The sequence below is a fragment of the Photobacterium japonica genome (assembly GCF_050337005.1).
Taxonomy (GTDB): Bacteria; Pseudomonadota; Gammaproteobacteria; order Enterobacterales; family Vibrionaceae; genus Photobacterium; species Photobacterium japonica.
In genome coordinates this window covers 1-21,183 of the sequence record NZ_JAKJSN010000054.1, presented here as the reverse complement: position 1 = coordinate 21,183, position 21,183 = coordinate 1, and the positions used below count along the sequence as shown (strand labels likewise).

The window sequence follows — 21,183 nt, the reverse complement described above, 5'->3', positions numbered from 1 at the left end:
GGAATATAATTTAGAAAAACGCGTGGTGGAACTTGAATATGGAAGTGAAAAAAATTGCGGTGATCGGCGAATGCATGGTCGAGATCCAGTCGCAGCAACTGGGACGTGGCTTTGGTGGCGACACCATGAACACGGCGATTTATGTGTCGCGAGTCGGCGCAATGCCAGTAGAAGCAATGCAAGCAGCGCCAGAGGCGGTGATCTCGGCGTCTTACTTTAGCGCATTCGGTCAAAATGCGATCAGCCAAGAGATCATCGATCAGTGCGCGGCACAGGGTGTCGATATGTCGCATGTGTTGCAGTTGGCGGATAAAAATGTCGGCTTATACCTGATTGAAACCGATCCTGACGGGGAGCGCCGTTTCTCGTACTGGCGTGATAATTCCGCGGCGCGATTCTGGCTGGATAATGTGGATGATGAAGCCTTGTACGCCGCGCTGAGTCAGTTCGACATGATTTATCTTAGCGGGATCACCTTAGGCATTCAGTCGGCGGCCAATGTTGAGCGCTTACTGGGTGTGCTGTCGCGTTTGCGCGCTATCGGCAAGTTGATCTGCTTTGATTCCAATTACCGCCCTGCACTCTGGTGTTCGCCAGCTGAAACCCAATCGATTTATAACGCGATGTATGCCTTAACGGATATGGCGTTGTTGACCCATGATGATGAAGCCTTGTTGTTTGGTGACGAATCAGCCCAAGTCACCGCTGAACGCGTAGCCGCGCTAGGTGTGAAAGAAGTGGTGGTGAAATGTGGCGCAGAGGCTTGCCGTATTCATACGCATGGTCAAGTGATCATGGTCGCCCCGCAACCCGTTAATGGCGTGATTGATACCACGGCAGCCGGGGATGCTTTCAATGCCGGCTACCTAGCATATCGCCTGAAAGGGTATGACGAAACCCATGCGGCACGTGCGGGTCACCGCTTAGCGGGCACGGTGATCACGCATCGTGGTGCCATCATTCCCATGTCAGCAATGCCTGATGCGTTGTTGCCTACCCCCTCTTACTGACAGTAATAAGGAATAGTGAAATGTCTTGTACGTTACAGCTCGCCGAGCAATTAAAAGCAATGAAAGTGGTACCGGTCATCGCCATCAAGGATGCCGACCATGCCGTTGCGCTGGCGAAAACGTTGATTGAAAACGGGTTGCCATGTGCGGAAGTGACCTTCCGTACCGCTGCCGCCGGAGAAGCCATCCGCCGCATGCGAGAAGCCTACCCAGAGATGCTGATTGGCTCTGGCACCGTGTTAACCAAAGCGCAGGTGGATGAATCCATTGAAGCGGGTGTGAACTTCATTGTAACGCCAGCGTTTAACCCAGACGTGGTGGCGTACTGCCTAGAAAAGAACATGCCGGTAGTACCGGGTACCAATAACCCAAGCACCGTGGATCAAGCGTACAGCATGGGATTACGCATGGTGAAATTCTTCCCGGCAGAAGCGTCGGGCGGTATCGCGATGTTGAAGTCACTGTCAGCGGTGTACCCGATGACCTTTATGCCAACCGGTGGGATCAGTGAAAACAATATCGGTCAGTACCTTGCACAATCCTGTGTTGCCGCGTGTGGTGGTACATGGATGGTACCGGGTGATCTGATTGATGCACAAAACTGGGATGAAATTGGCCGTTTAGTGCGCCAAGCGGTTGCTGCACTGCAGTAATAAGCGGCTGCCGTTACAGACAAAGGCATGTTGTCGGTGGTGTGCTGATGCGAGGGCTGAAACTCAACGCTCGCATTAACGTGGCGCACCGCCATTTTTCCTTTTATCACTCTCAGTATGACGAGCAACACTATGCAAAAAGTTATGCTGCCACCGTTCATGATGGCGTGTTTTCCCTTTTTACGTTGGCTACCCACGATCACCCGACAAGATTTGCGTGCTGATGTGATCGCTGGCCTGACCGGTGCCATCATTGTGCTGCCACAGGGCGTCGCGTATGCGATGATCGCTGGCATGCCAGCGGAATACGGTTTGTATACCTGTATTGTGCCTGCGGTGATTGCCGCTTTGTTTGGTTCTTCGTTTCATTTGATTTCTGGGGCGACAGCCGCCCTGTCAGTCATTGTGTTTACCACCGTCAGCCAGTTTGCGGCGCCCGGTTCACCGCTTTTTATCCAACTCGCGTTAACGCTCACCTTGTGTGCCGGTGTGGTGCAATTGATCATGGGACTGCTGCGGTTTGGTGCCGTGGTGAATTTTGTTTCCCATTCGGTGGTGTTGGGCTTTACCGCTGGCGCTGCGATTGTGATTGCCGTTAGCCAGTTAAAACATTTATTGGGCTTGGATGTCGCCAGTGGCAGTACTGCATTGGATAACCTGCAGTTAACGCTGGCGGGGATCGCGGATGTCGATATGAATAGCCTGTTGATTGGCGGCACGACCATTGTGACGTGTTTGCTGATCAAACGTTACCTGCCGAAACTGCCAAACATGTTGTGCGCGATGATCCTGGCGACGCTGCTGGGCTTGGTGCTGGGGGATGTGGCTTTGGTTGGCGCGATGCCAAGCGGTTTACCGGTCTTTTCCTTGCCGGCAGCCGATGTCGTGAGCATCGAAAAAATGGCGATGGGCATTTTAGCCGTGGCGTTATTGGGCTTAGTAGAAGCCATTTCCATTGCCCGCTCTGTGGCCATGAAATCCGGCCAGCTGATTGAATCCAACCAAGAGTTTATCGGGCAGGGGATGTCGAACATTGTCGGTGCCTTTTTCTCTTGTTATGTCTCGTCTGGTTCGTTTACCCGCAGTGGCGTGAACTACACCAGTGGCGCAAAAACCCCGTGTGCCGCCATTTTTGCAGCGGTGTTTTTGTCCATCATTTTGCTGTTCTTCGCCCAGTATGCCGCGTACATCCCGATTGCGGGCATGGCGGGGATCCTGTTTGTGGTGTCCTATAACCTGATCGACCTTCACCACATTCGAGACATTCTGGCCCATGACAAAAAAGAAGCCTTGGTATTAGTGGCGACCTTCATTGCCGCCTTGGTGCTGCACTTAGAGCTATCCATTTACGTCGGTATGTTGATTTCCTTGTTTTTCTATTTGCGTAAAACCTCGTGCCCGCAGATCGAACAGTTGGATCCTCGTGCCTATAACGTGCCAGAAGCTCTGCAGGCAGACACGGAAATATTGCGTATCAATGGCTCGATTTTCTATGGCTCCACCCAGTATTTGCAAAAGAGCCTACAAGCGTCGACCGCGAAACATCTGATTATTTTTGGCCGTGGGATCAATTTCATTGATTACACCGGCGCACAGATGCTGGCAGATTTGGTGAAACGCAATCAACAGCAGATCTATTTTTGCTATTTCAAGTCTCGCCCTAAGCTGGCATTGCATGCCGGTGGATTTGGGCAGACCTTCTCTGCCATGACCTTCTACACCAATGTGCAGCAGGCGATCAAAGCATTAGATCAAAGCGATGCCCATTCTTCTGCCCACACACCAACTCATACCCACATTCATACCCCAATCCAGAGGATCGTTGAGTGAAAACCATTTTAGTTACCGGCGGCTGTGGTTACATCGGCAGCCACGCGTGTGTGGCCTTGCATCAAGCAGGCTATCAGCCCGTTATTCTCGACAACTTGCACAACAGCAGTGCCTTGGTGCTTTCTCGTATTGAGTCATTGACGGAATGTTCACCGACCTTCTATCTGGGCGATATTCGTGACCGTGAGTTACTGGATCGCATTTTCACGCAGCACAACATTGATGCGGTGATTCACTTTGCCGGTTTGAAAGCGGTCGGGGAGTCGGTCGAAAAGCCGCTGACCTATTACGACAATAACGTGAATGGCACGTTGCGTTTGGTGGAAGCGATGCAAGCGCACGGAGTGAAAAGCCTGATTTTCAGTTCGTCGGCCACCGTGTACGGCGATCCGGCCAGTGTGCCGATCACGGAAGCGTTCCCGACTCAAGCAACTAACCCGTATGGGCGCAGCAAGTTGATGGTGGAAGAGTGTCTGCGTGATATTCAACATGCGCAACCGGACATGAGTATCACGCTATTGCGTTATTTCAATCCGGTCGGGGCACACGCCTCCGGGTTGATGGGTGAAGATCCGAAAGGGATCCCGAATAACCTGATGCCATATATCGCCCAAGTGGCGGTGGGACGTCGTTCGCACCTGTCTGTGTTTGGTCATGATTATCCGACCCCTGATGGCACTGGGGTGCGTGATTATATCCACGTGATCGACTTGGTGGATGGCCATATTGCGGCGCTGGATCGCAAAGGCGGCGAAGCCGGGTTACACGTGTACAACTTGGGTACCGGTCAAGGCACCAGTGTGTTGGACATGCTGGATGCGTTTAAAGCCGCGTCTGGTCGCAGTATTGATTATGAATTTTGTCCGCGTCGTCCGGGTGACATCGCCGAATGTTGGGCGGCCACCGATAAAGCCGAGCAAGAGCTCGGCTGGAAGGCGAAACATGACGTATTCAAAATGGCGCAAGATACCTGGCATTGGCAAATTGCTAACCCGCAAGGGTATGAAGAATAAAACGATTTATGCGTTGTCTCGATAATATATGACGGAAAATAAAAACAATGAATCCAATAACGTTTGATCCCACAGAACATCCCCACCGCCGTTACAATCCCTTGACGGGGAATTATGTGTTGGTGTCACCGCACCGCGCCAAGCGTCCGTGGAGCGGACAGCAAGAAGCGGTATCCCAAGCGGTATTGCCTTCGCACGATCCTGACTGTTACCTGTGTGCGGGCAATGCCCGTATTTCAGGGGAAGTGAATCCACAGTACACGGGCACCTTTGTGTTCCAGAATGATTTTGCTGCCTTGAATCACATCACGCCGCTGGTGGTGGAAAAAGCCGACCCCTTGATGCAAATGGAAGGGGTACGCGGTGAAGCTCGCGTGATTTGTTTCTCGCCGGATCACAGTAAATCTCTGCCTGAACTGAGCCACGCTGAGCTATGCCAAGTGGTTGAAACGTGGATCACGGAACAAAACGCCCTGAGTGATCGTTACTTATGGGTGCAGGTATTTGAGAACAAAGGTGAAACCATGGGGTGTTCGCAACCGCACCCACACGGACAGATTTGGGCTAACAGTTTTATCCCAACCGAAGTCGCGAGTAAAGATCGCCACCAATGTGACTATTACCAGAAGTATGGGTCGTCTTTATTGCATGACTACGTGCAGCGTGAGCTGGCGTTACAGGAGCGCGTTGTGGTGGAGACAGAGCATTGGGTCGCAGTTGTGCCGTTTTGGGCGGCGTGGCCGTTTGAAACCTTATTATTACCCAAAGCGAAGGTGCATCGTTTAACAGAGCTTGATGCCGACCAACAGGCTGATTTAGCGGTAGCGCTGAAAAAGTTGACCACCCGTTATGACAACCTGTTCCAGTGCAGCTTCCCGTATTCGATGGGGTGGCACGGTGCACCAAACGCAGAAGAGGGGACAGATATCGCCCATTGGCAATTGCATGCCTGTTTCTATCCGCCGTTGTTGCGTTCTGCCAGCGTGCGTAAGTTTATGGTCGGTTACGAAATGTTAGCGGAATCACAGCGTGATTTAACCCCAGAGCAAGCGGCAGAGCGTCTGCGAGCGGTCAGTGACACCGTGCATTATAAACAGGCGCAATAATGGCATGTGACGCATATCAGAAAATGCGATCAGCACACTGAAATGGCGTTTTATTTTCTTGATATTGTGCCAGTTAGTTATATCATTGCTTTGGGTTTAAAAAATTAAAACAGGGTTTCAAAATGATTCTTGATGCTTTTAGGCTAGAAGGGAAAGTCGCTATTGTCACCGGTTGTAATACGGGTTTAGGTCAAGGCATGGCGTTGGCACTTGCACAAGCAGGGGCTGACATTATTGGTGTGAACTATGCCGATGCAGGTAATACCCCTGAACTGATTGCTGAAACCGGTCAGGCGTTTTTCAATATTACTGCAGACCTGAGTCAATCGTCGGTGGTGAATGATGTGATTGCACAGGCGAAAGCGGTGCACGGCCACATTGATATTTTGGTGAACAATGCCGGCATTATCCGCCGCGAAGACGCTATCGACTTTAGCGAGAGCGATTGGGATGACGTGATGAACATCAACATCAAAGCGGTGTTCATGATGTCTCAGGCGGCGGCCCGTGTATTTGAAGAGCAAGGAAATGGCGGTAAAATCGTCAATATTGCCTCTATGTTGTCATTCCAAGGCGGTATTCGTGTGCCTTCTTACACGGCGTCTAAGAGTGCAGTAATGGGCTTGACGCGTGCACTTGCTAACGAATGGGCGTCAAAAGACATTAACGTGAATGCGATTGCCCCAGGTTACATGGCCACAGACAATACTGCAGCGTTGCGTGCCGATGAAGTGCGTGAAAAAGCCATTCGTGAGCGCATTCCAGCGAACCGCTGGGGCACCTCTGCCGATGTGGGTGGCGCAGCGGTGTTCTTGGCATCGCCTGCGGCGGCGTACATTAACGGCTATACACTGGCGGTTGATGGCGGCTGGCTCGCGCGCTAATTCTCTGCTTTATACCGAGAGAGGCCAGCTGTATAGCTGGCCTTTTTTATGCCTTCGTATTGTGATGTGGAGGTATTATCTTGCGTAGGTGTTCGATTGGAATTGTAATTCTTTTTATTTGAAACAATGTTTTACTTTTTGTGATTTTGAGCTATTTTTTTTGCCTTCAGCTTGCGTAAAATCCCCTTCATACCCTTTCCCATTGTTTGCATGATGCTTGATTGATTATTGGCGAGTAGCACATGAATGAGTTTATTGCTTTACCCCCATTGCCGGGTGAGCTTGATAAGAAACGCGTACTGGATCATCTACCCAAGGTGATGGCGACCATTAAACGCAATATTCCTCGCATTGGGGAGCGCAATCCAAAAATTGGTAATGCGGATTTCAGTTGGACCCATTGTGGGGCGTTTGACTGGGTCTCGTCTTTCTGGGCGGGCCAGCTTTGGTTGTGCTACCAGACGACGGCGGATGAACAATTCAAAAACAGCGCAAAACTGCGTAAATCCTACTTCGCCAACATGCTGCTTGACCCGTTCTGGTTGGATCATGATTTGGGCTTCCAGTACAGCTTGAGCTGCGTGGCAGAATACAAACTGACCGGGTGCGAAGAATCTAAAATGATGGCGCTGCGTGCGGCGGATCACTTGATCCACCGTTTCCGTAAAGTGGGCGGCTACATTGTGGCGTGGAACGATACCCATCCGCTGGCGTTGGAAAAGCCAGACGTGATCCAAGGCAAATCCATCATCGACTCGCTGCAAAACACCGCATTGCTGTTTTGGGCAGCTGAAGTGACGGGTGCACCGCGTTACCGTGAAGTGGCGATCCGCCATAGCGAAACGTTGGCCAAGCACATTGTGCGTGACGACTACTCAACCTATCACTCGTACAACTTTGATCCGATTTACCAAACCCCCGTGAAAGGCGAAACCTTCCAAGGGTATGCCGATGAATCATGCTGGGCGCGTGGTCAATCGTGGGCGATCCACGGTTACGCGCAAACGTATTTGTACACCAAAGACGATAACTTCCTGAATCTGGCCAAGAAAGTCGCGCGTTTTGCTGCTGACGTGATCACGCCAGACGGTGTGCCAGTGTGGGACTACCGCCTGCCTGCTGATGAAATTCAGTACAAAGACAGCTCAGCCGGGGCGATCACGGCGGCAGGCTTCCTGTTGATTGCACAAGCCTTGGAAGACAAAGCCGAGTTGTTGCCGCGTGATGACGCACAACGTGCCCAGTTGCTGGAAGAAGCGGCACAGTTCAGTGATTGGGGCTTGTACCTGTTACAAGGGCTGATGAACAGCTGTGACCTGTGTGACAACGAACAAGCGGAAGGCTTGCTGGCCAATGGCGCATCGTTCGTGAAAGTGGGTCTGTGCGACAACATGTTGCCGTACGGCGATTACTACTACCTTGAGGCGCTGATGCGTGCTCACGGTTACCGTCACTTCTTCTGGTAAGGCGTTGGCAATGAAAAAGGCACCTAACATCATCCTGATCATGACCGACAGCCAGGGCGCGAACGTGGTTGAGCGCTACTCCGGTCAGGCAACAGATACCCAACATTTGGATCGCATGGCGGATACCGGTGTGCGTTTTGATAGCGCTTACACCACGTGTCCACTGTGTACGCCAGCGCGTGCCGGTTTGTTCACGGGCATGTATTCGCACCAAAGCGGCGCATGGACCAATAACCTTGCGCTGGGCACCAACATTCGTCACATGGGGCAGATCTTCCAAGCGGAAGGTTACAACACCGGTTACATCGGTAAATGGCACTTAGATGGCCACGATTATTTCGGGACGGGCAACTGTCCTCCTGGCTGGCATCCTGATTTCTGGTACGACGGGGTCAACTACCTCAACGAATTAACCGAAGAAGAGATCACCTTGTGGCGCCGTGGCCTGAACAGCCCTGCGGAGTTGGAAGCGCACGAGATCAAAGCGGACTTTACGTGGGGTCACCGTATTACTAACCGCGGCTTGACGTTCATTGAGCAGCACCGCGTAGAAGAAAAACCGTTCTTGTTGGTGTTGTCGTATGACGAACCACACCATCCGTTCACATGCCCACCGAAGCATGTGGAGAAGTTCAAAGACTTCAAATTTGATTTGGGTGAAGCGGCGTTTGATGACTTGGCAAGCAAGCCATTGCATCACCGTTTATGGTCACACGCCAAAGGTGCAGGTGTCGGCTCGCAGTACTTCATCAACCCGCTGTACTTTGGTTGCAACGATTTTGTCGATGAAGAGATTGGCCGCGTATTGAGCCACTTGGATGAGACTGAGTTGGCGAACACCTGGATTGTGTACACCTCCGATCACGGTGAGATGAACGGCGCCCACAAACTGTGGGGCAAAGGTGCAGCGGTGTACGACGAAATCACCAATATCCCGCTGATCATCAAAAACACTGACGGCGAAAAAGCCGGTACCGTGATTGATCGTCCGGTGAGCCACATCGACATTATGCCGACCATCATGAAGCTGGCCAGCATTGAACAACCGCCAATCATGCCGGGCAATGATTTGTTGGAAGACACACCGACTGAGCGTGAGTTTAACGGTGTGATGGTGGAATTTAACCGCTACGAAGTGGAACACGACTCGAACGGTGGTTTCATTCCGGTGCGTGGCTGGATCACCGACACCCATAAGTTGGTGATCAACTTGCTGGGCACGGATGAACTGTACGATCGTGTGAACGACCGTGCCGAAGTCCACAACCTGATTGAACACCCAGATTACATTGACGTGCGTAACCAGCTTCACGATGAGCTGCTGGCGTATATGGATCATATTCGCGATACCTTCCGCACGTTTGAGTGGGCATGCCGACCATGGCGCCCTGAAAAAGAAAGAGAATGGATGGGGCTGTTCCGTCCACGTCCGGCAGACGGTGTTGCACCTATCGTGCGTGATTACGACACAGGTTTGCCAACCCAAGGCATTAAGCGCGAAGACGTACAACTGGCTATCGAGGTTTGAGAATTAGCATGGCACACACAACGCAAGGACACATGACACTTCCAGTGGAAGTGGGACAGGAAGAAGTGGTATTGGATCTGTACAAACGTTGGCAGGCTGATGCCCTACGTGACAGTGACGGCACCACCATGCCAGATTCATTGGCAGAGCAAGATTGCGATATTTATTCGGTATTGTGTATCGTTCGCGCCGATCAGGCTTACGCGAAAGCGCACCCTGAGTACCTTCACCGTAAATACTTGTCATCATTCCCGTTAACGGCGATGGCAACCGAGTTGGTGATCCACCCGCTGCAGGGCTACTGTGTCGAGAAATACGAACTGGACGATAACAGCAACCCGAAACAACACTGGGAAGTGCGTAACCGTACCACCAATGACGTGGTACCGGTTGAGCAGTGGGATTTTGTGGCTGAGAACGGCACTATTGTGGTGCGTGACACCACGCCATTCCATGAATACACCGCGTCTGTCATGGTACGTCAGGTATGGGACAGTGTGTCGATGTACAACGCACTGACCAACGGTTGGACGGGTGACAAGATCCGCAGTCTTGACCCGTACCACCCAGAATGTCGCGCACACTTGAAGCGTTACTTCGCGCAGTGGTTGGACGATCACCCGAATACGTCGGTTGTTCGTTTCACCACCTTTGCTTTCTTGTTCGTGATTGATGCCAATGAGAAGAACCAAGATATCTACCGCGACTGGACAGGCTACGGCGAAACCGTGAGCCCAGAAGCACTGGATGATTTCGAGAAAGAATACGGTTACCGCCTAACGCCGGAAGATTTCGTGGATGCGGGTTACTACAACGGCACCTACAAAGTACCAAGCAAGCCGTACCGTGACTGGATGGCGTTCATTCAGAAGTTTGTGGCGAAGTTTGCCGGTGAACTGGTGCAAATGGCGCATGATGCAGGTAAACGTGCGGCGATGTTCCAGGGTGACCACTGGATCGGCACCGAACCTTTCCTTCCGTCTTACCAAGAGATCGGTATCGACATTAACGTGGGCGCGGTAGAAGACGGTGTGGCATTGCGTCGTCTGACCGATTCTGCGGGCGATCAAATCAAAGAAGCCCGTTTCTACCCGTACTTCTTCCCGGATGTGTTCCGCGAAGGCAACAACCCAGTGATCGAGTCAATGGCGAACTGGGTGAAGATCCGCCGTGCCATGCTTCACAAGCCGTTGGATCGCATCGGTTACGGTGGTTACTTGTCGCTTGCGAACAAGTTCCCGCACTTTATCGACCATGTTACGCAACTTTCTGGTGAGTTCGGTGTTTATCGTCAGCACACTGGTGGTGAAGCGTCAGCCAAAGTCGGTGGCAAAATTGCCGTGTTAAACGCATGGGGTGTGGCGCGTTCTTGGCTACAAAACCAAGCACAAGATCAGCGTTTCTACGTGCCGCCACGTCCAGACGTGATGGAACTTGTGGGCAACAACCCATTGGAATGTTTGGCGGGTCTGCCGTTTGAGGTGGAATTCATCAGCTTTGAAGACATTCTTGAACACGGCATCAGTGATGACATCAAGGTGATCATCAATACCGGTGACGCTGATTCGGCATGGAGTGGCGGTGAAAACTGGGGTAATCCACAGATCATCACAGCATTGCGTGAGTTCGTGGGTAACGGCGGTGGTTTATTGGGGATCTGTGATCCGTCAGCACACCTACAGAATGGCCGTTTCTTCCAGTTGGGCGATGTGTTCGGTTTGGAAAAAGAAACGTCTCTGACCATGGGCCGAGTGGCGCAGCCAGTGCAACTGGATGGCGAACACTTCTTGGCGCAGTGTCTGACGGGTGAAGAAGACTTCGGTAACTTGAGCTACGTCTACCCACAAGCGCACGACATGAGCGTGATTGCGGCACAAGGTCAGCACTTGGCATTGACGGCACGTGAATACGGTCAAGGCCGCTCGGTGTACCTCGGCAACTTGCCATTCACCATGACCAATGCCCGCTTGTTGCAGAATATCTTGTTGTGGTTGTCGCAGTCTGATCAGGAAAGCTACCCATGGCTATCAAGCAGCGCGAACGTGGATGCGTGTTACTACCCAAGCACAGGTAAAGCCACCGTGGTGAACTACACGGAGACACCACAAGCGGTGACAGTAACAGACACCCAAGGCCAGCAGCATGAGATGGTGCTGGAAGGCTACGAGTGGCGCTGGCTGGAAGCGTGATCTAATGGCACTAAGGGTTGCATGATTTGTGATGCAACCCAAGGTTAATTGACAGCTTTATCATTATCTTACGGGCTCAACTTCGGTTGAGCCCGTTTTTTATTTGGATGTCACGCTTTGGCCGCACACGACACGGCGAAGTACTCACTGGCAAGGACTGTAATGAACACCTCTCACTTGTTTTCTCCTGCTATCGCAACACACCCGCTGTATCAACAATGGGCAGACGCGGCCGCGCAACTGCCTGTGTCACCGCACTGCTATACCATGGCCAAGCCGAGTGGGTCGGTGTGTAACTTGGACTGCACGTACTGCTTCTATCTGGAAAAAGAAAAGCTCTACCCTGAGCGGCAGAAAAACTGGCGCATGAGTGATGAGACACTCACGCAATACGTTCAGCAGCAAATCGACGCACAGCAAGGCCCTGACGTGGTGTTTGCGTGGCAGGGTGGGGAGCCCACGCTGTTAGGTATCGCGTTTTATCGCCATGCATTTGCCTTGCAGAACGCTTATGTTGAAACGGTATATCAGGCCACCGGTCAGCGTAAGCAGATCACTAACACGTTCCAAACTAACGGCGTATTGATTGATGATGAATGGGCGCAGTTGTTTGCTGAACATCAGGTCTTGGTGGGGATCTCTATTGATGGCCCCCAAGCGTTGCATGATCACTATCGGGTGAAGCGCAATGGGCAGCCCAGTTTTGATTTGGTGATGCGTGGTATTACGGTTTTGCGTCGACACGGTGTGCGGTTCAATACCTTGACCGTAGTGAACGATGTGAATGGCGAGCAGCCGGAAGCGGTCTATGACTTTTTGGTCTCTATTGGCAGTGATTTTCTGCAATTTATTCCGCTGGTGGAGCGCAGTGCGATGGATATGCATACGGAGAAGGGCGTAAATACGGCATTGAACCTGGTACTGCCGGATGATCCCAAAGCCAGTGTGACGCCGTGGTCGGTAGGGCCGGCGCAATTTGGTGACTTTTTAAACCGAGTGTTTGATGTGTGGGTGACGCGCGATGTGGGTAAGGTCTTTGTCCAGTTGTTTGACAGTGCACTCGCCAGTCAATTGGGCTATCCCGCGACGTTGTGCTCCCATGCGGCACGGTGCGGCAGTAACTTTGCCTTAGAAGCCAATGGGGACGTGTATGTGTGCGATCACTATGTCTATCCGGAACATTTCCTTGGCAATATTCACCACACCACGCTCGACGCTATTAAGCACAGCGTACCGAACCGCGCGTTTGGTCTGGCAAAGCAACAGACGTTGAGTGCGCAATGTCGCCAATGTGCATGGTTACATGCGTGCCAAGGTGGCTGTCCGAAACATCGTTTTGTTTTTGGGTCTAATAATGAGAGTCCATTGCATTATCTCTGTCCTTCTTATCATGATTTCTTCACCCACTCCGCGCCAAAAATACGTGAGATGGCAGGCCTTTTACTGCGCGGAAAGCCTGCAAGCCTAGTAATGAATAGTGCATTGATCACAAATTGAGAGAGTACTAAATAAAAAATATGATCTAGTGGGCATTAAATATGAAAAGCAGTTTTGAAAATATAAGAAATGCGTTTAAATATATTTATCGAAACTGCTTCAGGACGCTAGACAATGAAAACAATCGCCATGAATCACAATGGTGTGATGTACCGCAATCGATGTGAAACCGTCGATGTGCTTGCCACGTTTATTCGTGCACAAGTTGCGGAGATGCGTCCTGAACAAGCGGCATTGTCTGATGCCACTGGCCATGCCCATTATGACGATAAAGCTCTTAACTTAGAGGGTGTTGCGCGTATTTTATGGGGTGCGGTGCCGCTAGCAAACGACGCGCCTGAATTATTGTCTGAACTGCTTAATGCCGTGATCAACGGGATTAACCCTGCACATGATGCGTACTGGGGGGAGCCGGTCGATTTCAGTCAACGTTGCGTCGAAATGTCAGCCATTGCCATGGCGATGGTAGATGCGGAGTGTGTGTTCTTTGATCGCCTGACAGCCGCGCAACAACAGCAGTTAATTACCTGGCTGCAAAGTGCAACTGATATTCGTATCCCGAATAATAACTGGCACTTCTTTCGCGTGCTTATATTAATGGCGCTACGTCATGTGGGCGCAGAATATAACGCTGACGTATTACAAAGCGATTTGCTTGAAATCGACAACATGTATTTAGGCGATGGTTGGTACCGTGATGGCCGCAGCGGCTGTACCGACTATTACAACCCGTTTGCCTTCCATTATTACGGTTTATTGTTTGCCCGCTGGGTGAATACCGTGACCGATGATCTGTCTTCTGAATTAAATCAATACGCGCAGCTGTTTATTCACCGTGCGGCCTTGTTTGCACAAAACTTTGCGCTGTGGACGGGTGAAGACGGTGCGCCTGTTGCCTATGGCCGCTCAATGTCCTACCGCTTTGCCGGTGCTGGCATTTGGAGCGAATTGGCCTGTTACCCTGCTGCGCTCAGCCGTGTCAACCTTACCGTTAGCGACATGAAAACGTTGTGGGCCGCCACACTACGTTGGTGGAGCCAACAGCCGATCATCAGCGAAGGTAAATTGAGTGTTGGCTTTGCGTACCCGAACTTGATTGCCAGCGAATTTTACAACAGCCCAATGTCACCGCTGTTAGCACTAAAAGGCTTTGCGGCCGTGCGATTACCTGCGGCGCATCCTTTCTGGTTGGCGAAAGAAAGTGATATTACCCAGCAGTCAACCCAAGTCGCACTGGAAAAGAACAAGCAGCTGATCGCCCGTCATAACGGGATCAGTATTTTGCTGACTGGCGCGCCTTCTGCCGCTGAATTGCGTAACAGTCACGATAAATACCTCAAGTTTGCGTATTCCTCTGCCCACGGGTTCGGCGTTGAAGCGCTGCGCTGGATTGAGCAAGGCTTTATCGGTGACAACGTCATGGCGTGTCAGCACCCTGACAGCCAAGACTGGTTCTTCCGCAATCAATTATTGACCTCAGAACTGCGTGAGCAACAGCTTATCACCGTGTGGCAGCCCTTTGATGGCTGCACCATTGAAACCGTGCAGTGGTTTGAGCAGGGCGAGGAATATCGCCGCCACACCATTAATGCCCAGTATGCGTTTAATTTTATTTTGTCCGGCCATGCGGTCGATACATGGGTGAAATGCATTGGTGAACTGGATGCATTACCTGATGCCCGCGTACTTGGCACCTCGCTAGTGAGTGAGTTGCAACTGCTCGACGGTACGGGCCATTACGGTGTGATGCCGTGTGCGCCGAATACCAACATTCGTTACGCCCAGGCCGCTGTGCCTGTCATTCATGGCAAGGTGACAAAAGGTCACAGTGTAATGCTCATGAAGGTTATCACAGCAAAGCAATAATTTGACGGGTCTTGGTGTGTACACCTTATCCAATATCGTTTTTATTTTTCAAAACTCTCCGGAGAAATGTATGAGAAGTAACATTTTCAACCGTAAGTACTCCCTACTTGCTGCTTCGATAGCAACGATTATGTCTTTACCTGCTTTTGCATATCAGCAAGCGCCTGAGCTTGACGCACTGGTCAAGGCAGGCAAGCTACCGACAGTTGAAAAACGTCTACCGCAAGACCCATTGGTTGTGACGCCTTTTCAATCGGTCGGCCAATACGGCGGTACGCTGGATTTAGTGGGTTTGTGGGGTGATAACGGTCACCGCATGCGTATTCTGGGTAATAACAACCTATTTTCGTTTAACCACACTTACACCGATGTCGTGCCAAGCCTAGCAACAGGCTACGAATCAAACGCAGAAGCCACGGAATACACCATCTTCTTGCGTAAAGGCATGAAGTGGTCTGATGGTTCTGAGTTCAGCGCACACGATATTGTTTACTACGTGAATGATGTACTGGGGGATCCGAACCATGCGGGTAACCGTCCATTGTTCTTCAAGAGCCACGATGCGGCAAAAGCAGAAGCGATCAATGCCCACACGGTAAAAATCTCGCTAAAAGAGCCAAACGGTCTGTTCATTCGCCAGTTAGCGGGTGTGGATGGTTCTAACATCGCTGCGTTCAACAAAACATACTGTTCTCAATTCCAGCCTCAGTTCAATGCTGACGTTGAAAAATTGGTAAAAGCGGATGGCTTCTCTTCTTGGCGTGAATACTACGAAGTGAAATGCCCTGCGCATTACTTCACGCCGTTCTACGCGAACGCGGATCGCCCAACCATGGCACCGTGGGTGGTAGAAACCCCACCATCTGCGAACGCACCATTTGCAGAATACGTACGTAACCCGTACTACTGGCAGGTCGATACGGCGGGCAACCAGCTTCCGTACATTGATTCCGTGAAGTGGACATTCTCTGAAAACAAAGAAGAAATGTTACTGCGTGCGGTTGCAGGTAAAACGGACTTCCAAGCACGTCACATCGATAACGCCGCTAACCGTCCATTGATTTTCGGTAACGCTGAAAAGTCAGGTTACAAAGTGATGCTACGCCCTGAAACACGCATGAACGTGTTGGTGATTGCATTGAACCAAAACGCAAAAGATCCCGTGAAACGTGAATTGTTCTCGAACAAAGACTTCCGTGTTGCGATGTCTCACGCGATTGACCGCTGGGATATCAGCGAAACCTTGTTTGCGGGCGCGGTAGAACCGTACCAGGCCGCACCACTGGATGCATCGCCGTTCTACAGCGACGACTTTGCCAAGCAATACACCGAGTTTGATCTGAAGAAAGCAAACCAGATGCTGGACAAACTAGGCCTGACTAACCGTGACAAAGATGGCTTCCGTCTAATGGAAAACGGTGAGCGTATCCGTATTGAAGCGCTAAGCACCACGCTAGTGAAGCCGGAAACCCGTGACGCACTGGAAATGGTGAAGAAGCACTGGCAAGAAGTGGGCGTGATGCTGGACATCCGTATCGTTGACCGTTCACTACAGAACTCAATGCGCTTTGCGAATGACTACGACGTGATCCCATGGTACGGCGACGGTGGTGTGGGCATCATCGATGAAGCACGCTGGTACATGCCGTTCTCGCCTGAATCGACATTCGGCCTAGGCTGGTACAACTGGTCAGCGACACCTGATGCAGATTCTGCGGTTGAGCCACCAGCAGAAGTGAAGAAGCAGATTGACCTGTACAACCAGATCCGCATCACCGCGGATAAGGCGAAGCAAAACGAGCTTATGCAGCAAATTATCGACATCGCGGAAGAGAACTTCTTCGCTATCGGTACGGTAAATGGCCTACCAAGCACAGTGATCGTGAACGATAAATTGCGCAACGTACCAGAAGGTATGCCTGAGTCTTACAACCTGATGACACCTGCACCAATGCGTGTTGGTCAGTTGTGGTTTGATAAAAAATAATAACACCAAAAAATAAGGGGGGCGGTGCAGGCCGCTCTCCCTTACACGCTAGCGACACAATATAGGGATTTAGGGGAATTGAAATGAGCAATTTCTTAATCGGCGCAAGAGACCAAGTGGGCTCCATTGTTGCGCCATTTTTCGAGAAGCATCCAATGGTGGCGAGCGGTTTGTCTCGTTTCAGTTTGATGGTGTTTACCTTCTTATGTATGTCCGTCATCATTTTCTTTGTGATTGACTTACCGGAAGGTGACTTCGCCACCGCGAAGATTGCTGAGCTTCAATCACTGGGCCAAACCGTTGACCCAAAAATGATAGAAATTCTCCGTGAAACATATGGCTTGGATAAACCGCTGCTTGTCCGTTACTGGGATTGGTTCTCAGGGATCCTGACCGGTGACTTGGGGATGTCACTGTCAACGCAAGAGCCCGTGTGGGACACGATCAAAACTCGTCTGCCAGTGACCTTGTTGCTGATGTCTGGCGTATTGATTTTCATGTTTGCGACGGCTATTCCAATCGGTATTTATTCCGCCCTGCGTCCGTATTCTGTGGGTGACTATGTCGGCACGATTATCGGTTTCTTAGGAATGGCCACGCCGAACTTCGTTATCGCTATCATCGCTATCCTGATTGGTTATGAACATTTTGGCGTGGTGATCACCGGTTTGAACTCGGATGAGTACCTGGGTCAGCCTATGTCATTGGCCAAGTTCTGGGATTCCTTCCAGCGTAGCTGGGTCTTCATTCTTGTTTTAGGTACCGCGGGTATGGCCACCATCATCCGTAAAGTGCGTGCCAACTTGATGGAAGAGCTGAACAAACCGTATGTGACGACCGCACGAGCAAAAGGCTTGAGCGAGCGCGAACTGACCATGAAATACCCTGTGCGTTTAGCCCTGATCCCGGTTGCAGCAACCATCGGCTGGAAACTGCCGGTACTGCTAGGCGCTGACATCATTGTCAGTCAGGTAATGAACATGCCAACGCTGGGCACCTTGATGCTTCAGGCGTTAGAAAAACAAGACATGGTACTGGCCGGCGACATCCTGCTCATCATGGGTGGTCTCACCATCATTGGTACGCTGGTTTCCGATATTCTACTTCGTTTGATTGACCCACGTATTCGTGCAGGCGCTTAAAGGAATAAAGACATGAGTGCTCTAGTAGAAAGACTAAATATTTTTAAACTGAAGAAGTTGGATAAAGAGACGGCTACGGCCTCTCAGCTGATGCTGCACAAGTTCCGCAGCAACCGTCTAGCTTGGTGTAGCTTCTGGTTCTTGTTGGTGGCTTACACGGTTGCAATGCCGTTTGCCGAGTTTTTTGCCCCGTTTGAGTCGGGTGACAGCTGGCGTCGTTACACCTTTGCACCGCCGCAGGAAATGCATTTCATTGATAAAACGGAAGACGGTTATCAGTGGGCGCCTCACCTGAGCGTGTACAGCGTAAAAACGGATCCAATGACGCTGCAAAAATCTTATCAATTGGATGAAAACAAGAAAGCGTACTTTGAATTTTTCGGCCAAACCGACGAGTACCACTTGATGGGCTTCATCCCGATGACCACCAAGTTCATCGTACCGCATGATAAGAAGCTACCGTTCTTCTGGCTGGGTTCAGACCGAATGGGCCGTGACATGCTGTCACGTGTGATCCACGGTGCGCGTATCTCGCTGTCAGTGGGTTTGATGGGTGTGTTCTTCAGCTTGGTCATCGGTATCACAATTGGTTCTATCGCGGGCCTGAAAGGGGGCTGGTTTGATACGGTGACGAACCGCATCATGGAAGTGATTAAAGCGATCCCAACGCTACCGTTGTGGATGGCATTGACAGCCTCGCTACCGCGTGAGTGGGACAGCATCACCAAGTACTTCCTTGTTACCCTGATTTTGGGTTGTGTGACCTGGCCTGACATGGCGCGAGAAGTGCGTTCACGTTTCATGTCACTGCGTAATGAAGAATTCATCAATGCGGCGTGGCTGGACGGTAACTCACAAGCGTCAATCATTCGTCGCTACATGGTACCGAACTTTATGGGTCACATTATTGCTGCGGTTACATTGGCGATTCCAGCGATGATCTTGGGTGAAACGTCACTGAGTTTCCTTGGCCTTGGTTTGCAAGCGCCAGTGGTAAGTTGGGGTGTTCTACTTCAAGAAGCACAAAATATCCGCTCAGTCGCTGATGCGCCTTGGCTGCTTTATCCTGCGGGTATGGTGGTGTTCGTTATTCTCGCAATGAACTCGCTGGGCGATGGCTTGCGCGATGCGACAGACCCTTACCATGAGGTATAACGAGATGATTGATAAAGTATTAGAAATTAATGGCCTGAACGTGAGCTTTGACAGCACACTGGGCTCCAAACATGCCGTTAAAGACCTTAGCTTCGATATTATTCGTGGTGAAACCCTAGCTGTGATTGGCGAGTCGGGATCAGGTAAATCCGTAACGTCAAAAGCGATTTTGCAAATTTTGGGTAAAACCGGCCATATAGATACCGGTGAGATTTTGCTGCATGTGGATGGGTCAAAAGTCGACATCACCACGCTAGAAAGTGACAGCCTACAGATGCGCCGCATCCGTGCTGAACGCATCTCGCTGGTCTCGCAAGAGCCAATGAGTGCATTGAGCCCGGTGCACACCGTGGGTGACCAAATCAAAGAAACCTTATTCATGTGTAATAAGGGGCTAACGGAATCAGAAGCGCGTGAGCAAACCATTAAGCTGCTGACGCAAGTGTTACTGCCGGATCCCGATACGTTGATTGATAAATACCCGTACGCATTGTCTGGCGGTCAACGCCAGCGTGTGTGTATCGCGATGGCCATTGCCAGTCGCCCGGATATTTTGATTGCCGATGAGCCAACAACGGCACTCGACGTAACGACTCAAGCTGAAATTTTGGACTTGTTCGCCAAGCTTCAGCAAGAGATTAATATGTCGATTCTGTTCATCACTCACGACTTAGGCGTTGTCGCGCAGATTGCCGATCGCGTCGTTGTGATGAAAGACGGTGAAGTGGTAGAGCGTGGCGATGTGCGTCAGATTTATGAAAACCCACAGCACCCGTACACCACTAAGTTGATGGATGCCACGCGTCGCTTGGAATTGCCGTCAGCACTGAAAATTCCATACAACGCAGCCAACTCAACGGCGACCAAGCCACTGATTGATGCACGCAACGTGTGCAAAGTGTTTGAAAACGGCGGTGGCTTCTTCAAGAAAGGCAAGCAACTGGTCGCGTTAGATAACGTCTCAGTTGTGGTGAACCAAGGTGAATCACTGGGCATCGTGGGCGAGTCAGGGTCGGGTAAATCGACCTTAGGTCGTGCGATCCTTGGGTTGGATCATGCCACATCCGGTAGCATTCAATACTGCGATCCTAGCCGTAACTTGGATGTGGATTTGGTCAACCTGGCCCGTAAGCAAAGTGACCATCTGTTCATTGACTTGCGTTTGATTTTCCAAGACCCGATGTCATCGTTGAACCCGCGCATGACCGTTGCGGATATCATTCTTGAGCCGCTGCGTCAGCTAAAGCCAGAAATGAGTGACGCAGAACGCACGAAAGAATTGCATGAAGTGATGGACTGGGTTGGAGTACACCGTGATTGGTCGGCCCGTTATCCACACGCCTTCTCAGGCGGTCAGCGTCAGCGTATCGTTATCGCCCGTGCGCTAATCACGCGTCCAAAGCTGGTGATTGCCGATGAAGCGACCGCGGCACTGGACGTATCCTTGCGCTCTCGTGCACTGGATCTGCTGATTGAATACCAAAACCGCTACGGGACGTCGTTCATTCTGATCACCCATGACATCGCCACAGTGAAATATTTCTGTGACCGCATGGTGGTACTAGAGAAAGGCCGTATCGTGGAGCAAGGTTCGGTGGATCAAATCATCAATAACCCTCAAGAGGCATACACCAAACGCCTGATTGATGCGGTACCTAAAGCCGAGTTGCCGCCATTAGAGGCCGGCGCTGAACAGCCACAACTGGTCGAAGAACCAGCGCGCCTGACGGCTTAACGCTTAATTTTATTCAAATTCCCTCACTGAGCGCGTTCGCGCGCTCGGTAGGGTTTTTATTACCCAAAAAACCATATTTATAAAAAGGTTTTTATTACCCAAAAAACCATATTTATAAAAAG

At 51.0% G+C, this 21,183-nt stretch carries 15 protein-coding genes; all 15 read left to right on the top strand.

Features of this window, described 5'->3' with window-relative positions; translation table 11 throughout:
- Nucleotides 1-38: 38 nt before the first annotated feature.
- The 15 genes from L4C36_RS18675 to L4C36_RS18605 all read left to right on the top strand — a co-directional run bounded on the left by L4C36_RS18675 (nt 39) and on the right by L4C36_RS18605 (nt 21,061).
- Entirely contained in the window at nt 39-1,010 is a 972-nt protein-coding gene (locus L4C36_RS18675) for a sugar kinase (RefSeq protein ID WP_428479315.1), read from the top strand.
- A 20-nt stretch (nt 1,011-1,030) separates the two neighbouring features.
- The gene (locus tag L4C36_RS18670) at nt 1,031-1,663 is read left to right on the top strand and encodes a bifunctional 4-hydroxy-2-oxoglutarate aldolase/2-dehydro-3-deoxy-phosphogluconate aldolase (RefSeq protein ID WP_428479314.1); all 633 of its coding nucleotides are present in this window, start codon (nt 1,031-1,033) and stop codon (nt 1,661-1,663) included.
- 132 nt (nt 1,664-1,795) lie between these two features.
- On the top strand, nt 1,796-3,493 hold the full coding sequence (locus L4C36_RS18665) for a SulP family inorganic anion transporter (protein ID WP_428479313.1): 1,698 nt from the start codon (nt 1,796-1,798) through the stop codon (nt 3,491-3,493).
- A complete protein-coding gene (galE, locus tag L4C36_RS18660; RefSeq protein ID WP_428479312.1) occupies nt 3,490-4,506 on the top strand; it encodes a UDP-glucose 4-epimerase GalE in 1,017 nt (338 codons plus the stop codon). The genes L4C36_RS18665 and galE overlap by 4 nt, the downstream gene beginning before the upstream one ends.
- Nucleotides 4,507-4,553: 47 nt before the next feature.
- Entirely contained in the window at nt 4,554-5,612 is a 1,059-nt protein-coding gene (gene galT / locus L4C36_RS18655) for a galactose-1-phosphate uridylyltransferase (protein WP_428479311.1), read from the top strand.
- A gap of 122 nt (nt 5,613-5,734) precedes the next feature.
- Nucleotides 5,735-6,496: a 2-dehydro-3-deoxy-D-gluconate 5-dehydrogenase KduD gene (gene kduD / locus L4C36_RS18650; protein ID WP_428479310.1), complete on the top strand. Its 762-nt coding sequence runs from the start codon at nt 5,735-5,737 to the stop codon at nt 6,494-6,496.
- A 242-nt stretch (nt 6,497-6,738) separates the two neighbouring features.
- Nucleotides 6,739-7,962: a glycoside hydrolase family protein gene (locus L4C36_RS18645; RefSeq protein WP_428479309.1), complete on the top strand. Its 1,224-nt coding sequence runs from the start codon at nt 6,739-6,741 to the stop codon at nt 7,960-7,962.
- Nucleotides 7,963-7,972: 10 nt separating this feature from the next.
- The gene (locus L4C36_RS18640) at nt 7,973-9,490 is read left to right on the top strand and encodes a sulfatase-like hydrolase/transferase (protein WP_428479308.1); all 1,518 of its coding nucleotides are present in this window, start codon (nt 7,973-7,975) and stop codon (nt 9,488-9,490) included.
- Between the two features lie 32 nt (nt 9,491-9,522).
- Nucleotides 9,523-11,679, top strand: a complete 2,157-nt coding sequence (gene gnpA / locus L4C36_RS18635) for a 1,3-beta-galactosyl-N-acetylhexosamine phosphorylase (RefSeq protein WP_428479307.1) — start codon at nt 9,523-9,525, stop codon at nt 11,677-11,679.
- A 162-nt stretch (nt 11,680-11,841) separates the two neighbouring features.
- A complete protein-coding gene (locus L4C36_RS18630; protein WP_428479306.1) occupies nt 11,842-13,176 on the top strand; it encodes an anaerobic sulfatase maturase in 1,335 nt (444 codons plus the stop codon).
- 114 nt (nt 13,177-13,290) lie between these two features.
- Entirely contained in the window at nt 13,291-15,042 is a 1,752-nt protein-coding gene (locus tag L4C36_RS18625; protein ID WP_428479305.1) for a DUF2264 domain-containing protein, read from the top strand.
- Nucleotides 15,043-15,112: 70 nt separating this feature from the next.
- Nucleotides 15,113-17,029 carry an ABC transporter substrate-binding protein gene (locus L4C36_RS18620; protein ID WP_428479304.1) on the top strand — a complete coding sequence of 639 codons (1,917 nt, stop codon included), beginning with the start codon at nt 15,113-15,115 and terminating at the stop codon, nt 17,027-17,029.
- A gap of 83 nt (nt 17,030-17,112) precedes the next feature.
- Nucleotides 17,113-18,171 (top strand): ABC transporter permease, encoded by a 1,059-nt coding sequence (locus L4C36_RS18615; protein WP_428479303.1) that lies wholly within the window; start codon nt 17,113-17,115, stop codon nt 18,169-18,171.
- 12 nt (nt 18,172-18,183) lie between these two features.
- Nucleotides 18,184-19,326, top strand: coding sequence for an ABC transporter permease (locus L4C36_RS18610; protein ID WP_428479302.1), 1,143 nt, complete (start codon nt 18,184-18,186; stop codon nt 19,324-19,326).
- A gap of 4 nt (nt 19,327-19,330) precedes the next feature.
- Nucleotides 19,331-21,061 carry a dipeptide ABC transporter ATP-binding protein gene (locus tag L4C36_RS18605; RefSeq protein ID WP_428479301.1) on the top strand — a complete coding sequence of 577 codons (1,731 nt, stop codon included), beginning with the start codon at nt 19,331-19,333 and terminating at the stop codon, nt 21,059-21,061.
- The last annotated feature ends 122 nt before the right edge of the window (nt 21,062-21,183 follow it).